General features: G+C 62.1%; 14 protein-coding genes and 3 pseudogenes. 11 read left to right on the forward strand and 6 right to left on the reverse strand.

The window, feature by feature from the left end:
• Positions 1 to 135: 135 nt before the first annotated feature.
• The 7 genes and pseudogenes from FSO04_RS40665 to FSO04_RS40695 form a co-directional block, all read left to right on the forward strand.
• Positions 136 to 2,565 (forward strand): annotated as a pseudogene (locus FSO04_RS40665) (xanthine dehydrogenase family protein molybdopterin-binding subunit); the annotation flags it as partial.
• Positions 2,562 to 3,383 (forward strand): FAD binding domain-containing protein, encoded by an 822-nt coding sequence (locus FSO04_RS40670; protein ID WP_063496444.1) that lies wholly within the window; start codon positions 2,562 to 2,564, stop codon positions 3,381 to 3,383. The pseudogene FSO04_RS40665 and the gene FSO04_RS40670, both read left to right, overlap by 4 nt.
• 29 nt (positions 3,384 to 3,412) lie before the next feature.
• Positions 3,413 to 3,940 (forward strand): (2Fe-2S)-binding protein, encoded by a 528-nt coding sequence (locus FSO04_RS40675; RefSeq protein WP_154567054.1) that lies wholly within the window; start codon positions 3,413 to 3,415, stop codon positions 3,938 to 3,940.
• Positions 3,933 to 5,507: an AMP-binding protein gene (locus FSO04_RS40680; RefSeq protein ID WP_154567044.1), complete on the forward strand. Its 1,575-nt coding sequence runs from the start codon at positions 3,933 to 3,935 to the stop codon at positions 5,505 to 5,507. Before FSO04_RS40675 ends, FSO04_RS40680 begins: the two co-directional genes overlap by 8 nt.
• Positions 5,500 to 6,306: an enoyl-CoA hydratase/isomerase family protein gene (locus FSO04_RS40685; protein ID WP_154567045.1), complete on the forward strand. Its 807-nt coding sequence runs from the start codon at positions 5,500 to 5,502 to the stop codon at positions 6,304 to 6,306. Before FSO04_RS40680 ends, FSO04_RS40685 begins: the two co-directional genes overlap by 8 nt.
• Before the next feature lie 36 nt (positions 6,307 to 6,342).
• Positions 6,343 to 8,085, forward strand: a complete 1,743-nt coding sequence (locus FSO04_RS40690) for a GMC family oxidoreductase (RefSeq protein ID WP_154567046.1) — start codon at positions 6,343 to 6,345, stop codon at positions 8,083 to 8,085.
• A gap of 112 nt (positions 8,086 to 8,197) precedes the next feature.
• A pseudogene (locus FSO04_RS40695) lies at positions 8,198 to 9,579 on the forward strand (MFS transporter).
• A 109-nt stretch (positions 9,580 to 9,688) separates the two neighbouring features.
• Here the strand turns inward: FSO04_RS40695 and FSO04_RS40700 are convergent.
• The 4 genes from FSO04_RS40700 to FSO04_RS40715 all read right to left on the reverse strand — a co-directional run bounded on the left by FSO04_RS40700 (position 9,689) and on the right by FSO04_RS40715 (position 14,449).
• Positions 9,689 to 10,630, reverse strand: coding sequence for a LysR family transcriptional regulator (locus FSO04_RS40700; RefSeq protein WP_154567055.1), 942 nt, complete (start codon positions 10,628 to 10,630; stop codon positions 9,689 to 9,691).
• 379 nt (positions 10,631 to 11,009) lie between these two features.
• Positions 11,010 to 11,729, reverse strand: coding sequence for an IS6 family transposase (locus FSO04_RS40705; RefSeq protein WP_154567047.1), 720 nt, complete (start codon positions 11,727 to 11,729; stop codon positions 11,010 to 11,012).
• Positions 11,726 to 12,529, reverse strand: coding sequence for a hypothetical protein (locus FSO04_RS40710; protein WP_154567048.1), 804 nt, complete (start codon positions 12,527 to 12,529; stop codon positions 11,726 to 11,728). The genes FSO04_RS40705 and FSO04_RS40710 overlap by 4 nt, the downstream gene beginning before the upstream one ends.
• Before the next feature lie 480 nt (positions 12,530 to 13,009).
• On the reverse strand, positions 13,010 to 14,449 hold the full coding sequence (locus FSO04_RS40715) for a sialidase family protein (protein ID WP_154567049.1): 1,440 nt from the start codon (positions 14,447 to 14,449) through the stop codon (positions 13,010 to 13,012).
• A 689-nt stretch (positions 14,450 to 15,138) separates the two neighbouring features.
• On the opposite strand from FSO04_RS40715, the pseudogene FSO04_RS40720 reads away from it, so the two are divergent.
• Positions 15,139 to 15,535 (forward strand): annotated as a pseudogene (locus tag FSO04_RS40720) (DUF4382 domain-containing protein); the annotation flags it as partial.
• Here the strand turns inward: FSO04_RS40720 and FSO04_RS40725 are convergent.
• Both FSO04_RS40725 and FSO04_RS49095 read right to left on the reverse strand, forming a co-directional pair.
• Positions 15,512 to 16,168, reverse strand: a complete 657-nt coding sequence (locus tag FSO04_RS40725) for a DUF2242 domain-containing protein (RefSeq protein WP_154567050.1) — start codon at positions 16,166 to 16,168, stop codon at positions 15,512 to 15,514. The pseudogene FSO04_RS40720 and the gene FSO04_RS40725 overlap by 24 nt on opposite strands.
• Positions 16,169 to 16,775: 607 nt before the next feature.
• Positions 16,776 to 17,063, reverse strand: coding sequence for a CppA family protein (locus FSO04_RS49095; protein ID WP_479687414.1), 288 nt, complete (start codon positions 17,061 to 17,063; stop codon positions 16,776 to 16,778).
• Positions 17,064 to 17,456: 393 nt separating this feature from the next.
• Between FSO04_RS49095 and FSO04_RS40730 the strand changes: the two genes are divergently transcribed.
• The 3 genes from FSO04_RS40730 (at position 17,457) to FSO04_RS40745 (ending at position 19,579) form a co-directional block, all read left to right on the forward strand.
• Positions 17,457 to 17,732, forward strand: a complete 276-nt coding sequence (locus FSO04_RS40730) for a CopG family ribbon-helix-helix protein (RefSeq protein ID WP_154567051.1) — start codon at positions 17,457 to 17,459, stop codon at positions 17,730 to 17,732.
• The gene (locus FSO04_RS40735; protein ID WP_154567052.1) at positions 17,729 to 18,052 is read left to right on the forward strand and encodes a type II toxin-antitoxin system RelE/ParE family toxin; all 324 of its coding nucleotides are present in this window, start codon (positions 17,729 to 17,731) and stop codon (positions 18,050 to 18,052) included. Before FSO04_RS40730 ends, FSO04_RS40735 begins: the two co-directional genes overlap by 4 nt.
• Before the next feature lie 1,134 nt (positions 18,053 to 19,186).
• The gene (locus FSO04_RS40745) at positions 19,187 to 19,579 is read left to right on the forward strand and encodes a hypothetical protein (protein ID WP_372342717.1); all 393 of its coding nucleotides are present in this window, start codon (positions 19,187 to 19,189) and stop codon (positions 19,577 to 19,579) included.
• The last annotated feature ends 432 nt before the right edge of the window (positions 19,580 to 20,011 follow it).

Here is a 20,011-nt window from a genome sequence, read left to right on the forward strand (position 1 = left end):
CAGTATATCGAGCTCACTTGTCATCTTTCGTACGTTACGCTTCTAATCTTGCTATCTTTGTCGCATCTACCTGTTTCATGTGAGAGCGGATAGAGAGATTCTGTGGTTTTTTTTTTTAGATGTGTATAAGAGACAGACACGTGTGCGCCGATCGAATGCGGCGTGGTGATCGCCGAGTATCTGTCCGGCGATGAGGGTTATGACGTCACGTCGAATTTCATGGGGCCCTTCTCGCTGCATGCGGTGATGTCGATGGCGCTGAACGTGCCGGCAAATCGTCTGCGGCACAAGGCGCCGCGCGATTCGGGCGGCAGCTTCGGCGTGAAGCAGGCGGTGTTTCCGTATGTGGTGTTGATGTGCCTTGCGTCGCGCAAGGCCGGTGCACCGGTGAAATGGGTCGAGGATCGCCTCGAGCATCTGAGCGCGGCCACGTCGGCCACCGCGCGCCTGACGACGCTCGAAGCCGCCGTTGAGGGCGACGGCCGCATTACCGCGCTCTCATACGACCAGATCGAGGACTGCGGCGGCTATCTGCGTGCGCCGGAGCCAGCAACGTTCTACCGGATGCATGGCTGCCTGACGGGCGCCTACGCGATTCCGAATCTCGTCGTGCGCAACCGCGTGGCGCTCACGAATAAAACGCCGACGGGCCTCGTCCGCGGTTTCGGTGGACCGCAGGTGTATTTCGCGCTTGAACGTCTGATGCAACGCATCGCGATCAAACTGAAGCTCGATGTGCTCGACGTGTATCGCCGCAACTTCGTCGCCGCCGATGCGTTCCCGTATCGCGCCGCAGCGGGTGCGCTGCTCGATTCTGGCGACTATCAGGAAGCGCTGCGCCGCTCGCTCGCTGAAGGCGGCTACGACGAACTCGTCGCGCGTCGCGATGCGGCGCGCCGCGAAGGACGTGTGTATGGCATCGGCTTTGCGGCGATCGTTGAGCCGTCTGTGTCGAACATGGGCTACATCACGACCGTGATGCCCGCCGAGGCGCGCAAAAAAGCCGGCCCGAAGAGCGGCGCCGTCGCGAGCGCGACAGTCAGCGTCGATCTGCTCGGCGGCGTGGTCGTGACGATTGCATCGACGCCGGCGGGGCAGGGGCATATGACTGTCTGCGCGCAGGTTGTCGCCGATGTGCTTGGTTTGAATCCGCGCGACATCGTCGTCAACGTCGAGTTCGACACGCACAAGGACGCATGGTCAGTGGCGGCAGGTAACTATTCGAGTCGTTTTGCCGGTGCGGTGGCCGGCACGGTGCATCTGGCAGCGATGCGTGTGCGCGACAAGGTGGCCCGCATCGTCGCGAAGCAATCGGGTTGTGCGCCCGAGGACATCTGTTTCGAAGACGGCCGCATCTTTGCGAAGGGCAAGGAAGACCGCGCGCTGCCGTTTGGCCGCGTCGCGAGCAATGCGCCGCACTGGGCGCCCGCGCTGTTGCCTGAAGGCGAAGAGCCGGGCCTGCGCGAGACGGTGTTCTGGACGCCGCCGCACATGGACGCGCCCGACGAGCAGGATCGCATCAACACATCGGCGGCCTACGGTTTCGCGTTCGACATGTGCGCCGTCGAAGTGGACCGCGCAACCGGCCGGGTGCGCATCGACCGCTATGTGACCGCCCACGACGCTGGCACGCTGCTCAATCCGGCACTCGCCGACGGCCAGATTCGTGGCGCGTTCGCGCAGGGCCTGGGCGCGGCACTGATGGAAGAGTTCCGCTACGGCGCAGACGGCAGTTTCCAGTCGGGCACGCTCGCCGACTACCTGATGCCAACCACCTGCGAAGTGCCTGATCCGATGATCGTGCATCTGGAAACGCCGTCGCCGTTCACGCCGCTCGGTGCGAAAGGGCTGGGCGAAGGCAACAACATGAGCACGCCGCCGTGCATCGCAAATGCAGTGGCCGATGCACTCGGCGTCGAGGATATCCGCTTGCCGCTCACGCCTGCGAAGGTGATGCACCTGATCGGCATCGACGATCCGCCGCCTTCGCGTCCCGAGTTACTTCAAGCGGCTGCGGCCGCCGCGTCGAACAAGGCGCTTGCAGGCGGCAAGGCGCTGACGGCGCGGGGCACTGTCGATCTCGACGCCGCACCTGAAGCGATCTTTGCGGTGCTGATGGACCCACAGGCGCTCGCGAAGGTCATTCCAGGCTGCCACGCGCTCGAAGCGACCGGACCGAACCAGTATCGCGCCGATGTGACGGTCGGCGTCGGCATGATCAAGGCGCGCTTCGAAGCGCGGATCGGGTTGTCGGATATCGACGCGCCGCATCGTCTGCGCCTCGCTGGTGCCGGCAGCTCGCCGCTTGGCACCGCGCGTGGCGAAGGACTCGTAGAACTGACGCCCACGGAGCGCGGCACGCGGCTGTCGTACGACTATGAAGCGCAGGTGTCGGGCAAGGTTGCGGCAGTCGGCGGGCGGATGCTCGAAGGCGCGGCGAAAGTCGTGCTGCGGCAACTGTTCGAATCGCTGGGCCGGCAAGCATCAGGCAAGCCCGTCGATCAAGGCCGCGCGCAAGGCTCGTGGCTCTCGCGCTTCCTCGCATTCTTCAGGAGTAGAACATGAAACCGGCGCCGTTCGATTATCTGCGCGCGACGAGTACGGAACATGCGCTCGAAGCGCTCGCGCATGGCGGCGAAGACGCACGCGTGCTGGCCGGCGGCCAGTCGCTGATGGCGGTGCTGAACATGCGCCTCGCGCAACCGCGCTGGCTCGTCGATATTTCCCGCACCGACGAGTTGAATACGGTGCGGGTCGACAACGAGGCGGGGCAGCTCGTCATTGGTGCGGCGGCGACGCAGGGCAGCGTCGAGTGGCGCCCGTCTCTGCGCGACGAAGTGCCGTTGCTCGCTCTCGCGTTCCCGCACATTTCCCACTTTCAGATCCGCAATCGCGGCACCGTATGCGGGTCGATCGCTCACGCGGATCCGAGCGCCGAGTTGCCTCTCGCATTGGCAGCCCTGGGCGGCGGTGTGCTGCTGCGCTCGACAAAGCGCAAGCGCGTGCTCGCCGCCGAGGACTTTTTTCAGGGGATGTTGATGACGGCGCGCGAGCCGGACGAACTTGTCGAGGCTGTGCGTTTTCCGCTGAAAAAGCCGGGCGAGCGCTACGGCTTTGCGGAATTCTCCGCCCGTCATGGCGATTTCGCCCTCGTGTCGTGCGCGGCGGTGGTGACGGATAACCTGATCCAGCTCGCAGTGGGTGGCGTCGCCGACCGGCCGGTGGTGGAGCGCTGGCCGCGTCTGCAGGGCGACGACTTGCGTACTGCATTGAACGATTTGAGCTGGAAGCTGGGCGCGCAGGACGACGCGCATGTCAGTGCGACGTATCGCCGGCATCTGGTCCGGCAACTGGGATGGCGCGTGATAGAGGAGGCGAAGTGAGCAAGACCCCGAAGACCCCTGTTAATACGATGCCGCAGGGCATACAACCGCGCGGCGAACGGCGGCGAATCACCTTGACGCTCAACGGCCGCGAACGGAGCGGCTATTGCGAGCCGCGCGATCTGCTGTCCGATCTTCTGCGGCACGAACTGGGCGCAACCGGCACGCACGTCGGATGCGAACACGGCGTGTGCGGCGCCTGCACGGTTCATATCGACGGTGTGGCGGGACGTTCGTGCCTGATGCTCGCGTTGCAGGCGGACGGCCGCCGCATCGATACGGTAGAAGGCCTCGCGCCCGACCAGACGCTCGGCGACCTTCAGCAGGCGTTCCAGCGTCATCACGCGCTGCAGTGCGGCTTTTGCACCGCCGGCATTCTGATGTCGTGCGCCGACTATCTGAAGCGCGTACCGGATCCAAACGAGGCGCAGGTGCGCGACATGCTGTCGGGCCATCTGTGCCGCTGTACAGGCTATACGCCGATCGTCGCCGCCGTGCTCGATGTGGCGGCGCGCCGGCGCCAGGCGCAGGAAGAGAAGGAGACGAGCGATGCTTGATCTCGGCCGAACCTTTCTGCAAAGCGTGGAGCGCAGCCCGAACGCGCTGGCGCTCGTCGATGGTGAACTGACGCTCACGTATGCGCAGTGGCACCGGATCATCCTGAACGTTGCGGACGGTCTGCACGAACTCGGCCTCGCACACGGCGACCGTCTGCTCGTCGTGCTGCAAAATCGCTGGGAAATGGCGACGCTGCACTGGGCGTGCCAGTTCGCCGGCGTGGCGATCGTGCCGCTGAACTGGCGGGCGAAACCCGATGAGCTCGATTACTGCGTGACCGATGCGGGCGTCAAAGCCATCGTGTACGAGCCGGTTTGCGCCGAAGCCGTCACGCAAAGCGCCGCCGCGAAGGCCGTTGCGCGCATTGCGCTGGACGATGCGGCGGGCGCGTCGATTTCGTTCGATGCACTGCTGGGCGAGCGTCGGCGCGAAGGCGCAGCTGTTGCTGCGGCCACCGCGGAAGACTACTCGCTGATCCTCTACACGTCCGGCACCACGGGCAAGGCGAAGGGCGTGCCGCGCCGGCATCGCCACGAACGCGCCGCCGCGCTCGCGCACGTCGCACAGAACCTCTATCGCCACGGCGAACGCACGCTCGGCGTGATGCCGCTCTATCACACGATGGGCGTGCGCTCGCTGCTGGCGATGGCACTCGTCGACGGGCTGTTCGTCTGCGTTCGCCGCTGGAATGCGACCCTTGCGCTCGATTCCATCTGCACGTACCGGCTGACGTGTCTGTACCTGGTGCCCACGCTCTATCACGATCTGCTGGCCGCACCGGAGTTCGCGCGCACCGACAAAAGTTCGGTGACGAAACTCGGCTTTGCCGGCGCGCCGATGAACGACGGTCTGCTGAAGCGTCTTTCGGCTGCTTTCAAGCCGGAACTGTTCGTCAATCACTACGGCTCGTCCGAGGTCTACACGTTCAGTATCGATCAGGACGCGACGCTGAAACCCGGCAGCGCGGGCCGCGCCGGCGTCAATACGCGGCTGCGCGTCGTGAAGCTCGACGCGACGTCGCCCGACGAACTCGCGCAAACCGGCGAAGAAGGCCAGATCATTGCGGACCTGCTCGGCGACGAGTCGTTCGAAGGCTACTGGAACCGGCCTGACGCGAACGCGAAGTCGTTGCGCGACGGCTGGTATTTCACCGGCGACACCGGCTACTTCGATAACGACGGCGATCTCTTCGTATCGGGCCGCGTCGACGACATGATTATCAGCGGCGGCGAGAACATCTCGCCAGTCGATATCGAATCGGTGTTGTCGCTGCATCCGGCGGTGGACGAAGTGGCCGTCGCTGGCGTGAAAGACGAGCGCTGGGGGCAGCGTGTTGTCGCCTTCATCAAGCGCAGCGAATACGTCGAAGCCCAGGCGCTCGATGACTTTTGCCGGACCTCCGATCTCGTCAACTTCAAGCGCCCGCGCGAATACGTGTTTGTCGACGACATTCCGAAATCGCCGGTCGGCAAGATCCTGCGCCGCAAGCTTTCCGCGGGCGAGTACGAACCGGAGCACGGCGCCGCACAACCTGACAGAACCACAAAAGGAGTAACACATGACTGACCTGACTCATCGCGGCCAGACGCTGCTGCAGGAACTCGACGGCTTCTCGATCGAAATCGACGCCGCGCGCGAACGCGCCGACATCATGCTGCACCGCCCGCCGTTCAACGTGATCTCGATGCATGCACGCGACCAGCTGCGCGCCGCATTCGAAGCACTCGACGAGGACGACCGCGTCCGCGTGATCGTGCTGCGTGCGAAAGGCGAGCACTTCTCGAGCGGCGGCGACATCAAGGGCTTTCTCGAAGCGTCGCCGGAACACGTGTCGAAGTTGGCGTGGAATGTCGCCGCGCCCGCACGGTGCTCGAAGCCGGTGATCGCGGCCAATCGCGGCTTCTGCTTCGGCGTCGGTTTCGAACTGTCGCTCGCCTGTGATTTCCGCATCGCGACCGACACCAGCTTCTACGCACTGCCGGAACAGAAGCTCGGCCAGATTCCGGGTTCGGGCGGCTCGGCGCGTCTGCAGAAGATGGTCGGCGTCGGCCGCACGAAGGACATCGTGATGCGCTCGCGCCGCATTCCGGGCAAGCAGGCGTATGACTGGGGCATCGCGGTCGACTGCGTGCCCGATGCGGAGCTCGAAGCCGCGACCGATGCACTCGTCGACGAGTTGCGCGCCTTCTCGCCGCTCGCGCAGCGTACTGCGAAGAAGCTGCTGAACGACACCGAAGACGCGCCGCTTTCGATCGCGATCGAACTGGAAGGACATTGCTATAGCCGGCTGCGCAGTTCGGACGATTTCCGTGAAGGCGTCGAAGCGTTTCATGGCAAACGCAAGCCCGTGTTTCGCGGTAGCTGATAGCAGCGCATAGATCGAGCAATTCAGGAGACAGGCATGGAGCGGGTAAGCGCGCGTTTCGATTATGTGATCGTCGGCGGTGGGTCGGCAGGATCCGTGCTCGCGCATCGGCTGTCGGCCGTGCCGTCGGTGAGCGTCGCATTGATCGAGGCGGGTGCGGATACGCCGCCGGGCGCGGTGCCGGAGGCGATCCTCGACAGCTACCCGATGCCTGTTTTCTGCGGGGAGACCTGGATCTGGCCTGAGCTCAAGGCGAAGGCCACGCGGAAGTCGGCGGCTAAAGTCTATGAGCAGGGCCGCGTGATGGGTGGCGGTTCGAGCATCAACGTGCAGTCGGCCAATCGCGGCCTGCCGCGGGACGACGACGACTGGGCCGCGAGCGGTGCGGCAGGCTGGGCGTGGGATGACGTGCTGCCGTATTTTCGCAAGCTCGAGAGCGACGTCGACTTTCCATATGGTCCGCTGCACGGTGCGGATGGACCGGTGCCGATCCGCCGCATCATGCCGCAGCAGTGGCCGCCGTTTTGCAACGCGTTCGCCCACGGATTGCGCAGCAACGGCTTCGCGGCGTTGCAGGACCAGAACGCGCAGTTCGACGACGGCTATTTTCCGGGCGCGTTTTCGAATCGCGACGACCGGCGCGTATCGACCGCGGTCGCCTATCTCGATGCAGAAACACGCAAGCGGCCGAACCTGCATATCTTTTCGAACCTGCGCGTCGAGCGCATCGTGATGGAAGGGGTGGCCGCACGCGGCGTGCTTGCCGTTTCGCCGCACGGCGAGCGACTGCGCTTCAAGGCGCGGGAGACGATCGTGTGCGCCGGCGCGTTGCAGTCGCCGGCACTGCTGATGCGCGCGGGCGTGGGCGACGCGAGCGAACTGCGCGCACTCGGCATCGAGTGTGTGCTCGATCTGCCGGGCGTCGGGCGGAATCTGCAGGACCATCCGTCGCTGACGTTCTGTCATTTTCTCGAGCCGCGCTTTCGCATGCCGCTCGCGCGGCGCCGCGCCAGCATGACGGCAGCGCGATTCACGTCGGGCGTCGCGGATTGCGAGGCGTCCGATCTGTACCTGTCGAGCGCGACGCGCGCCGCGTGGCATGCACTCGGTAGCCGGCTTGGCCTGTTTTTCCTGTGGTGCAACCGTCCGTATTCGCGCGGCCGCGTGCAACTCGTTTCGAGCGATCCGGTCGCCGCACCGCAGGTCGATCTAAATCTGCTCGACGACGAACGCGATGTCGCGCGGCTCGCCGCGGGCGTGCGCATGTTGGCGCGTGTGGTCGCGGCCTCGGGCCTGAGCGAGGATCAGCGCGACTTTTTCCCCGCCGCTTTTTCGCCGCGCGTGAAGGCGTTGAGCCGCGTGAGTAAAGCCAATGCGGTGATCACGTCGCTGCTGGGGCTGCTGCTCGATACACCCGCACCGATGCGTCGGGCGTTGATCGAACGCTTCTTCACGCGCGGCGTGCAGATGTCGTCGGTACTCACAAACGAGCGCGCATTGAACGACTTCATTCGCGCGAACGTGTTCGGCGTCTGGCATGCGAGCGGTACTTGCCGGATGGGCGACGCGCGCGAGCGCAGCGCCGTGACGGATACCGAAGGGCGAGTGCATGGCGCGCATGGGCTACGGGTGGTCGATGCTTCGCTGATGCCGCGTCTGCCGTCAGCCAACACGAACATTCCGACCATCATGATCGCCGAGAAGATCGCCGACGCGATGCTCGGCAAGACGCAGTTTGCGGCGCAAGACCAGCGCGGTCTGGCTCGCCTGACGTCATAACGATTTTCGTCAACGTAACAAGAGCGCGCCGTGCCTTTCACGAGGCCGAAGCGCGTCGCACATCGGGTGAGTTCACATCTGGGCCAGCCCGGTATTAACTTAGGAGATGATGATGTCCGTTGCAGCGCAAAGTGGCGCCGCCGTGCCCGCAATCAACAGGCGGCAGGTGATGGGCGCAGTGGTAGCCTCGTGTCTGGGATGGGCGCTCGATCTGTTCGATCTGTTCGTCCTGTTGTTCGTCGCACCGGTGGTCGGCCGGTTGTTCTTCCCCTCCGAACACGCGATGCTGTCGCTCGCCGCGGTGTATGCGTCGTTCGCCGTCACGCTGCTGATGCGGCCGCTCGGATCCGCGTTGTTCGGCTCGTATGCGGACCGGCGCGGCCGCAAGGGCGCGATGATTCTCGCGGTGGTCGGTGTCGGTCTGTCGACGGCGGCGTTCGGTTTGCTGCCGACCGTTGCACAGGTGGGCGTGATCGCGCCGGTGCTCTTTCTGCTGCTGCGTCTCGTGCAGGGCGTATTCGTCGGCGGCGTGGTGGCGTCGACGCACACGATCGGCACGGAATCCGTTGCGCTGAAGTATCGCGGCGCGGTGTCGGGGCTGATTGGCGGCGGAGGGGCAGGCCTTGGTGCGCTGCTCGCTTCGCTGACGTATCTCGCGATGTCGTCGCTGTTTCCCGGCGACCTGTTCGACGTGTGGGGCTGGCGCTGCATGTTCTTCACCGGGATCATCAGCTCGGTGCTCGGACTCTTCGTCTTCAACAGTCTCGAAGAATCGCCGCTGTGGAAAAAGCTTGCCGCGGAAAAGGCCGCGCGTGCCGCCGCCGACAAGACGCGTAACGCGCCGGTCGAGGTGGTTCGTTCGCCGATCCGCACGCTGTTCTCGCGCGACTATCGTTCGATCCTGTTCGTCAACCTGCTGCTGACGATCGGCGGCGGCAGCGGCTATTACCTGACGTCGGGTTATCTGCCGACCTTCCTCAAGGTCGTCAATCACGCACCGAATGGGACGGCTGCTGCGATCCTTATGTTGTGCAGCGTGGCCGTGGTAATCGCATCGGTCGCGGCCGGTCACCTGAGCACGTTCATCGGCCGCAAACGGACCTTCATCCTGCTCGGCGCAATCCGTCTGTTTGCATTGCCCGCACTGTTCCTGCTGTTGCCGACGGCGCAGACCATCACGATGGTCGGTGTCTACGCGGTCATCCTGAGTGCGCTCGGCAGCGCAGGTTATGCGCCGATATTCTGATCTTCCTGAACGAGCGGTTTCCGACGGCGATCCGCGCGACCGGCACGGGTCTGTCGTGGAATATTGGCTTTGCGATCGGCGGGATGATGCCCACGCTCGTCTCGCTGGTCGCGAAGACGCCACTCGATCTGCCGATGACGCTTGCCGTGTTCGTCGGCGCGATCAGCGTGATATTTCTCATCGGCGCGTTCGTCGTGCCGGAGACGCTCGGCAAGCTCGACAACACGCCGGTGCGCGACCCGTACTGATCGCGCGACCGCGCGCGATAGGCCGACTTGCGTCGCGCCGTTCGCTATCCGCAGCGATGCGCGTAGCGACGCGCGCCAGCCGGCGGAAGGACAGCACCAGCGAAGCGGCTCACGCCTGGTTGCCGTTGGCCGGATCGGGGTCCGCGATCTCGATCCCCGTTGTGACGCGGCGGATCTGGTCGGCGATGATGTCGATGAGCTCGGTCGTGGCAGGACCGATCGGCCGCTTCGGATGGCTCACGCAAACGATGTGACGCACGATGCGCGGCGCCGAGATCGGGGTCGCGCGCAGCAGGCTGTCGTCGACCTTCCGCTGCACGACCACGCGCGGCATGATCGTCGCGATGCTGCTTTGTTCGACAAATTGCACGATCGTGGTCAGCAGGTCGATCTCGAACTGCGGCTTGATCACGATGTCGGCATTCAGCAGCGCGGCGTCGAGCACGCCGCGCAGGCCGTTGCGGCGCGTCGGCAGCACGAGCTCGAGCTCCATCAGCGCGGATGCCGTAATGGTGTCGGGCAGCGCAGGGCCGTGTTCCGCGCTCGTGACGAGCACCATCTCTTCGACTACCAGTGGAGACGTATCGAGCGACAGGCGCCCGCGGGGCCGGTTGATGATGGCCGCGTCGAGCCGGCCCGCTTCCACCGCGTCGATCAGTTGCGCGCTGAAACCATCGGCCACCGACACCTCGACATGTGGGTAGAGCGCGTTGAATAGCGCGAGCGATTCCGGCAGGACGCTCTGCGCTTCCGACGCCACCATCCCGAGCGAGATACGCCCGGCCACGATCACATCGTGCCGGCAGAGCTGCTCGCGCGCGTGGTCGATGTCGCGCATGATCGGCATGTAGAGGCGGTACATCTGCCGTGCGGCGTCGGTGGGGGTCATGCCATGCGGGCCGCGCTCAAAGAGCTGGCTGTTCAGTTCCGTTTCAAGCTTGGAGATCTGCATGCTGAGCGCGGGCTGCACGATATTGAGCCGCTTCGCGGCCCGCGTTACGGAGCCATCTTCGAACAGCGCGATGAAATACTGAATCTGCTTTAGATCCATGAGCCGGGAGGCGAAGGAGCGATGGCCAGACATCAAGTGTAACGACATCGACGTGTGGAGGTCAACGGCGAACCTGATTTCATCTCGAAGGAAGCACACTGGTTCCTCGAGATGCCTGAGCTTGATGGCGCGACGCGGCATGGGCGCTATGCTTGAGAATTTCGTTTATAACTGGTTGCGGGTTTTCTGAGGGGGCTAGATTTGTCTGCCGTATCAGGACTGGATTTTGTAATCTGCGCGGCCAGTCCTGTTTACTGCAGACTTGTCCATCTGCATGCCATAACTTCCCATCCCAGTAGCGCAATACGGAATGCGACCCGACCGGCTCTGGTGCAAATTACCGGCGCGAGCGAAAGATAGACGACTAATCGCCGTTACATCATCGATCTGAGAGGACTGCCATCCAAACTGCAGGCGCAGTGGTATCTTTGAGGCGCAGCTGTGTGAGGTTAAACTGACCCTTTCGAATGCGATGCATCAATTCGATGCCTGAGATAGTAACGGCGGCGTTCCTGAAGCGTTTGAAGCCGAGCATCGCATTGACCCTGGACTTGATGTTGCGATGATCCTGCTCGATTAAGTTGTTCAAATACTTCGACGATCGCAACGTCGTGTCCTCGGGAAGCAACTCGTCAGTCTTCATTTCGCGCACCGCGCGGTGAGACGCCGCGTAGCCGTCCTGCGTGATGGTCTTCGGGGCGAGCCCTTGACTGTTGATCGCCTTCACGAAGAAAGCCTTAGCCGCAGCGACATCGCGCCTGGCGCTGAGCCGGAAGTCGACCGTCTTTCCTGCGCGGTCAACTGCACGGTAAAGATAGGCCCATTTGCCACGAACCTTCACATACGTCTCGTCGACTCGCCATGAACGGCCAGCGGATCTCGCAAATCGATTCCAGCGCTTGACGAACTCCGGCGCGAAGCGTTTTACCCAGCGCATGATCGTAGTGTGCGCCAGCGACAGGCCGCGCTCGGCCATTATTTCAACGAGGTTTCGAAGGCTAAGCTTGTAACGCAGATACCAACGCACACACAGGACAATGACTTCGCGGTCAAAGTGGCGGCCGTTGAACAGCCTGTCGATGTCTATCAGCTTACTCATTGCCTGCTCGCGCTCGTCAACACCCGAGCGTAACCTATCGGCTCCTCCGATTTGCACCGGAACGCAAGAACTGTCTTCATGTCGGTCGGCGAGGCGAGGAAACCCATGAACTGGTCAAAGCGCATCTGTGTGAACGGCAGGTCCCGCAGCCGGTCGTTGATCGTCTGGCGATGCGCCGGTTGAGCAAGGACAGTGTAGAGCTGCGCGAGGTCCAGTTCTTTGAGCGCGACCGGCTGACCGTCGCCCGGATCGACGAGTTCGATCGACTGCTCCAGCAACACCTCGCGATAGGCGCCGAGGTGGTTGGCGATCGAGACCCCCATCAGCACGGGCGTCAGACTTGACTCGACCGCCCCGCCGATCGAGCTGGTTCCTCCTCCGCCCTTCGCAAGCTGTTCCAGCCCGGTCCACCAGTTGACGAGCTTGTTCTCGAAGTTGGTCGTATCCGCGCCCGTCCGATACAGGCGGAAGGCGGCCAGTCCCCTGTCACGCCCCTCCTGCGAAAACCGCTCGCCGGTCACAAGGCGGCTGACATTGCCGGCGAACCGGTGCAGCTCCTCGCCGCTGACGGCCGCGCGCGGATTGGGCACCACCTTCGGAATCGGCAGCACACGCCAGTACCCGCCGGTGGAGCGGCACGCGGCAAAGTCATCCGCGACGCTGATGTTCGCGTGGTCGTACTCGAAGCGAACGAGATCGAGCACCCGGTTGATCTGCTCATGCAGCAGCTGGCCGGCCGCCCGCATGTCCACGGCCTCGATCTCGCCTGTGGCGTAGAGCCTTCTTGGGCGTTCATTCATGTTGCGCAGCCCGGCTACCTTGCCGGGGAGCTGCCGGACAAAGCGGATGTCACCGATGTGGTCGGGAAAGGCGGCGACGTCGGTGATGCCGTCGACTGCAAAATAGGCTCGCTACGCGTAGACCGGATTAAATCTGCCACCGTTGCGACAGTAAAAGTGCCCACTCGCGACGACGCGAGGTTCCCATGGCGGTCGCGCCTTGGGAACAGGTGTTTGGTCAACGCGAAGGAAATTTGTCACTGGCCGGATGAGTGCTGGCGCACGGATTGCCGGTCCGTGCACCAGCAGCCGGCCTTCTGCGGATTTTGTTCCACCGTTTCACACGGACGTTCGAACATCGGTTCCGTCCAGACAACGGACCTTTGTGCGCAGATGATGTCTGTCGCGTCGTCGTCCAAACCAGCCGCTCGCGTTCAACCGACTACGACCGCCCAGCAGCATCTGGGCGGTCTGTGCCTGCCTCGGCCAGACTACCCGACGTTACGGCGCAACAAAGAAAACATCCGTGCGATTAGAGGTGTTGCCCGGGTTCGTCTGCACAAAGAACGACAGGAACGCATTTCCCCGCGTGTCCAAACCTGAATAGTCCCCCAGGAAGAATCCCTCCGCTACCGGCGCCGTTTTCAGATCGAACGGACCGGACAGTCGCAACTCGCTGCCGAAGCTCCCCCCGCCGTTGGTCGACGTCGTTTGCCAGTAGTTTGTCGGCAGCGTCGACTTGTTATCCGCCGCCAGGTCGCGGAAATCGTAGTACGTGACAGCGACCGTACCTGCGGAATTCACGCGAACCGACGGATTGAACGCTGGCCGCCCTGAGGGTGTGTTCACCCGGATGGGCGCGGTCCACGATGCACCGCCATTCGTGGACGTCGAGAAGGCGATCTCGTCATACTGGCCGCCGTTGAAACGCGAGTCCTGCCAGACAACGTAGAGTTGCCCCGTCGCTGGATCGATCGCCGGTTCGGGGATGATGTCGCCGGTGCGCACCGCTTCGCCGGTGTTGGGATCCGTGACCGGGACGGTCTCCAGCCCGGCGATGATCTGCGGTTTCGTCCACGTTGCGCCATCGTCGGTCGACTTGGTGAACGCAACCTTGCCGGCCGATTTTTTGAACGGTGGACTGATCAGGTCGAAAAAGTCATACAGTGTCCCGTCCTGCGAATTGACCACGATCTGGTTGCCGATCATCTGCTGGCGTGACGGCACGCTCACGATGACCGATGGTGAACTCCATGTGAGACCGCCGTCGACGGTCTTCGAGAACATCGACGGCCCTCGGAACGCGGCAGTGTGCAGGTTGGCGTATGGGTTGCCGTTCGGCAGTTCGAGCCGGTCCCAAACTGCATAGGCGACCCCTGCCTTGATGGGATTGGCCGTCACTGACTCCTTGTCGTTGAAGAACTGCAGCGTGGGCTCGTTGTCGGCGATGAGGACGCTCAGGTTCCCCCAGCTTTGGCCGCCATCCCGTGAAACGGCCGCGGCGACTGCATTGTTGTTGTTGGACTGGTTAAACGAGATCGATACGGAGTAGGCGGTCCCGTCCGGCCCAATGGATACCCAAGGGTCAGAGGCGCGCTCGTACCCGAGTCCACCTGCGCACACGCTGAAAGGCAGATTCGTCTGTTTCCATGTCTGACCACCATCAAACGAGAAGCCGGCAACCAACCCATGCGCACCGCCGTTCGACCAGCGATCCTGTTGCCACGCCCCGATGAGGTTCGACGGATTGGCAGGATTCACAGCCATCCAGGGTTCGACCTCCGCGTTCACGTAGACGGTGCCGGGTCCGCCAACGGTACAGCTTGCAAACGGGCTGGGACCCGAGACCAGCGTGGGGGCGCCCCAGCTCGTCGTGCTGGCCGCCAGCATCGCGGCAAAGGGAATTCCGATCAGAAATGCACCAGGCTTGTTGCGTCGCATGGAAGACTCCTCATCTATATGCGACCCGTAACAGGACGAGCGGCAGCGGCACGGCAGCAGCTGATAGCTCGATTGGCATTGCACCCTTTGCCGGAAATTTCCACGTTGGCATTGCCGGAAAGTCTTTTCCGCCGTTGTCGTTCGCCGGTACCCACTGCCGCTTCCATGTCACAGGCCGCCAGCGCTGGGGACCGCCAGCGCGTCGGCTACGATTCCGTCTACGAACAGTCAACCTTCCCTGGTGCCCGGCATTTCGCCAATCTCGGCGCGCTGTCCAGCGCTAATGACGATCACCTGGAGGAATGGAAAGGAATTTAGGTCGTACGAAAGGCAGCGGCATGAAATTTTTTGTAACATTCGGCGTGCGACGATGAGCGTCGCACGCCCGCAACCGTATGCACGCTACGAAAATTGACGTGCGTCGCGACTGCGCGGAACACGTCGCCAGAATCCGGCGAAGTAAGCGGATGAAACATGTTGAAACGACCTCGACAAAGCATTCGAAGCCAATCAATGAGGTCGTCTGACGGCGCAGTCTAGTTGCCGAACAGCATGCGATGTTGGCCAATCGCAACCTGCGGCCACCGGATGCCGCGCAAGAAGTTACGCTTCGTTGCAAATCGTCTAAAGTTTTCCGTCCCCCTTTTTGTATTCTTCGACCACCAAAAACAAGGGGGCGTTGTTTCACCATGAGGACGATTCTGAAGACATTGACCGGTTTGCTGGCTGTGCCAGTGATGCTGTCCGGATGTGGCGGCGGTGGTGGAGACGGAGCAGGCCCGGCGACAGGTACGCCTTCACGTCGCAATGACCGATGCGCCGTCCTGTGGCTTCGACCACGTCTACGTGACGGTCGACAAAGTGCGCGTCAACGCCAGCTCGACAGCCGGCGATACTGACAGCGGCTGGACCGACATTGCGCTGCCGGCACCGCAGAAGGTCGATCTGCTGTCGCTGACCAACGGCGTTCTGACCGATCTCGGCCGCGCGCCGCTGGCGGCAGGCCAGTACCAGCAATTGAGGCTGGCGCTTGCGCAGAATCAGGGCAATACCCTCGCGAACTCAGTGGTCGTCAGCGGCACCACGACCGCCTGTCTGGGCTGCTCCGATTGGCGGCACGGCGTCGTTTATCGATGGCAGCGCCTCCTTTGGCGCTGCAGCGGTGGCAACAGCGGCAGGCTGGGCGGAGTCGGCCTTCAGGTAGTGATCGACTAGCGCGAAGAAACGCTGATAGAAAACGCCGGCAGGAATCGTCTCGCTCGCAACCTTCACCATCGAGTCATCGCTCGAGCCGATCGGCAGCGACAGCGATCCGAATACGCTCAGTCCGACGCTAGCCGACGTGTTGCTCTTCTTCAGCGCATAGCGATCCTGCACCGCGTTCACGTACGCCGTACTGCTGGTGCTTTTCGGGTCGTCGGTTGTGCAGACCACGTGGATTTCAATCACTGCGTGCGAATCGCTGGTGGGCTGGAAATTTTTCGATCCATCGACCGAATCGGGCCTCGTCGAACTGGCGATATATCCCTGGCTGAGCAACGCACGGCGGGCGGCTTCACAAGCGGGTTCCGCCTTCGCGTCGAACCTGTGCATATAGGGGCTATCGCCTGCGTCGAACTGTTCTTGCTGGTAAAGCGGCTTCGGCGTCGAGCACGCAGACAGTGCGCTCGCTAGCGCAAGCACGAAAGCCGCGGAGGAAAAGCGGAACTGAGTATGCATGGCTGAATACGATGGATCGGCTTGAGCGGAGCAGCGGGTCTGATGCCAGAAGGTCAGGACGCCCAATGCTCTTTCGCAGCATGAGAGGGACACATCATGCGGCCGATCCGAAAATGAATGGGCCTCGCCATTATAATTTTATTTCCCTACAACAACCTTCGACGTTGTCGTGAGCGCAGGTCCGTCACGTGTACGGCGGATGTGGCAAGCCGATACGAGGAGACGCATGATGCGGATCATACGATCGAGAAAAGGGCGCCGTACCTTTCTGTGTGAGACCTGGACTGAAGCGGATGCGCGACCGAAGGCCACGCGTGTCCTTCGGCGTCCATCGTGCGCCAGGCAGGTGGGATGCGCCCGACAATTAGGTGGGCGCAGGGGTCAATCACGCGCCCGTCAATGCGCAAAGCGCGACTTGAGCGGACTAATCTCAGTTTTTTTTAGTAGTGCATACTGGATAGGTTCGCTGCTTGCCCCAAACTGGACAGCAAGCCATTGACAACGGCGGGTTAATACCATGACCGACATGATTTCGCGGATCGTCCTGGTCCAGACTGGGGCAGCAGCTCTGTTCCCTGACGCTGATACAAGCCAGCGGGAACCACCGCTAACGCATAGCGCCGAGTTTCGAAACCATCGACGCTGAACGCGCGGGGAGAATGCTTCGGATCGCAGCAAGAGACTCTTCGGCCACCGGACTGGGAGTTTGGTGTGGAACGGAAAACACCGGGGTCTTGACACCCAGGTGTTTGCAAACGGCAGAGAGATAAGGTTTGCCGGATCCGGCAAACCGTTCGACTGTAACTGCAATCGCGGAATCACCGACGTGCCGACGCAGCCATTCGAGCGTTCGGCGGTCGCTTTCGGTGTAGACCCTGACCAGATGCTCCATCATCCCGCCAGTGCTGTACAAAAATACAGTACTGTATTTTTGTACAGCTCGCGGGCCAGGAGCAAGGCTTTTCGCTGATAGGACCAGGCCGTCGAGTACGACTTGTCAGCATGAAAAATAGGGCGGGATGTTGAACTCGTTGCATCAGAAGTTAAGAGGGCGGAATTGACCGCGCGTGGGCCAGTCGGCTGAGCATTTTCCGGTCCAGGTTGACACACGCCGGCGGATGGTCCACGTGCCCACAGGACGATTTCTGCCGAAGGGAGGTGGGAGTGAGGCATCTCCGATACGCTGTGTGACAGCGTTTGCGGGAAGGCGCAGGCCTTCAGGCGATTCGCCACAGTCAATTTATTGTTTTACAATAGAAACTATTGGAAACTCATAATTGAGGCATCAATGACCGCAACAGCGACAACCCGGACCCTGACTGCGCAGGTACCCGTGGCGTTGGCCGAGGAGGTTGACGCCCTGGCCGAGCAGATCGAACGCCCGAAGCAATGGATCATTAAGAAAGCCTTGATCGCGTATTTGGCGCGTGAAAAGGAAAGGCGACGTCTGATCCAGGAGGGCCTGGACGACGTTGACGCAGGCCGTGTGGTTTCGATGGAGCAAGCCGAAGGGTGGGCGGATAGCATCGGGACGCAAAACGAACGGCCGGTGACGCGTGCATGACCGTGCCTGTTGAACTGACCAGCAAGGCCATGTCCGACCTCGGTCAAATCGCTGATCACGTCAAGCTTTACAACGACGTCACAGTGGCGCGAAAGGTAGTAAAGGCACTGTTGGCCGAAGCGAAGAAGCTGGGTGAGGACCACCACCATCGGCTCGGGGAAGAACTGGACGGGTACGACGGCCCGCCGCCCCGCGAGGTTCACAGGTGGGTGTGCCTGGGCGGACGATACGAAATCCATCTCGAAATCAAACCCGCATACGCCGATCCCCCCACCACAATCTTCGTGCTCCGGGTATGGGACACGAGGCAGGACCGCTGACCAACGGGCACGACAAAGCGGGGCATTTGCCCGCTTGCGCGGTGCGTGACCGGGGCAAGTTACCTTGCACCCGCTCATGCGGGCGTAGCCACACTTCGCACATATTAGTGAGGACCCGGGCCCGAGACGATGCCACTGAATGGCATGGGGCCTGTAAGATCGGCGCTGGTGAGCATGCCGACACTTGCGGCGTGGCGTTCATCAGGCCCCCCAAAGAAAACGCCCGCGCTATTCACGCAGGCGTTTCCGTGGCCCCGCTACCGCGCCCCAATGAACGATTTCTCGTCCGTTTCTGCTTCAGGGGCCGGCTTCCGCGCGGCTCCCTTTTAGTATAGGACGCGCAGCAGGATATCCAAGTGGGCGAAACTGGCCTCCAAGAACCGCTGCGTTCCGCAGTTGGACCGTCGTTGGTTCGCATAATTTTGTTCCCGCGCGTGGCCTGTCGAATTGCGGCTGACAGAAACATCGCGAACAAGTTTGCTTCAGGAGGTTTTGCAGAAAGTTGTTCGTCAGACCAACATTTGAGGCGATTTTGCGGCTTTTCCGGAAGGCCCTAAATGCAACGCCGAGTTGAATACTGATGAAAGCACCTGCTGAGGTTGCTGGCGCAATGCGGGAGAAGGTAGGCCTTTGGCATCACGCGGTGCTTGGTTCAGGTCTGGATGCCAGGAACAAAATTCTGCAAAAAACGGGAACAGTTTTATGGAAAACAGCGGTCGAAATAGCTTGACGCCATCTCCAGCATTCGACTTTACATAACATAATTTGTCGTTCGTGCGACGTGTAGTAGCTTTATAGAAATGTCCGGTGCCAGCCGCGATAACATCGGTTGAACGAAGCCGCTGACGCGGTAGCGGTTGGTCGGCCGCAGCGATCGTTGATGCCTCAAGGCGTCAAGGCTGGTATGGGCTCCTCAACTGACGATGATCAACCGGTCCGGACGAACGACCGCTTTGAACGTCGCCAGGCGGCAGTGCATGAGTTCTATCAGTCTATTCCGCCCGATCGCAAAACAGCGGCGACTATGGATATACGAACCACGCCAGAGCCTGCAAGAATGCGAGGGCAGCAAGCGCGCCACGATCCGATCCCGCACGGCGCCCCGCAACCTGAGCCAGTAGTAGGAGGACGTCCATGGGCAGCCCTGCCGGATCCCCTGCAGGCAACTGGAGAGCGCGACAGTGCCTGATAGCCACGATGCTGGCGGTGTTCTGCTGCCTGTGCCAGAGCGCCTTCGCGCAATCGGCCGACAATGCGGCGAGCCTGCGCAACAGATACCGGAGTCTGACGCAACAGCTCGCGCACAATCAGTTCCAGCGACCGCTGCACCTCGAATCGCAGGAGTTGCCCTCGGCACTCAAGGGCGATATTTACGGTGTGGTCAACTATCCGTTCGCGACGGTCAACGGCACGCTCAATGAGCCGACTCAGGGCCCCGCAAACTGGTGTGACGTGCTGATCCTTATTCAGGATCAACTTAGGATCGCGAAGAGCCTTGCTGGTCGGGACTTTATGGCTCATTGCTGAGTGACAATATGAATTTCTACCCGCAATTTACCCGCAGATCGCTACCGATGCCTGTAGCGGCGCTTTGAAGGTCCGGCCCGCTCTGATCAAGCATTTTCGAGCGTTGCGAGTCAGCTGTGGGACCGCTGGGGGCAGCGGATAATCAATTCGCAGCCAGCCAGGCGTGTTCGCGCGCATCCGGCCCGCACGTGGCGGGTGGTGGGTTCGGTGCACCTGCAATTGATCCGGTCGCCGCGGAATGGGATCGCCTGCTGCTGGTGATTGCGTGAAGGCGCGCCGATCGGGTAGGGTGGCGACAACACAACCGGTTCTGATAATCATATAGCCGGCCTCCCCTCCGTTCGGGTCGAACGGCTGGCGTAGAGTCGAGGTGCGAACAGCGACGTGACGCACAGGAGGCCGGCATGAACAAGTTTAGTGGAATCGATCTGC

Source organism: Paraburkholderia madseniana, from assembly GCF_009690905.1.
In the GTDB taxonomy this organism is placed as follows: Bacteria; Pseudomonadota; Gammaproteobacteria; order Burkholderiales; family Burkholderiaceae; genus Paraburkholderia; species Paraburkholderia madseniana.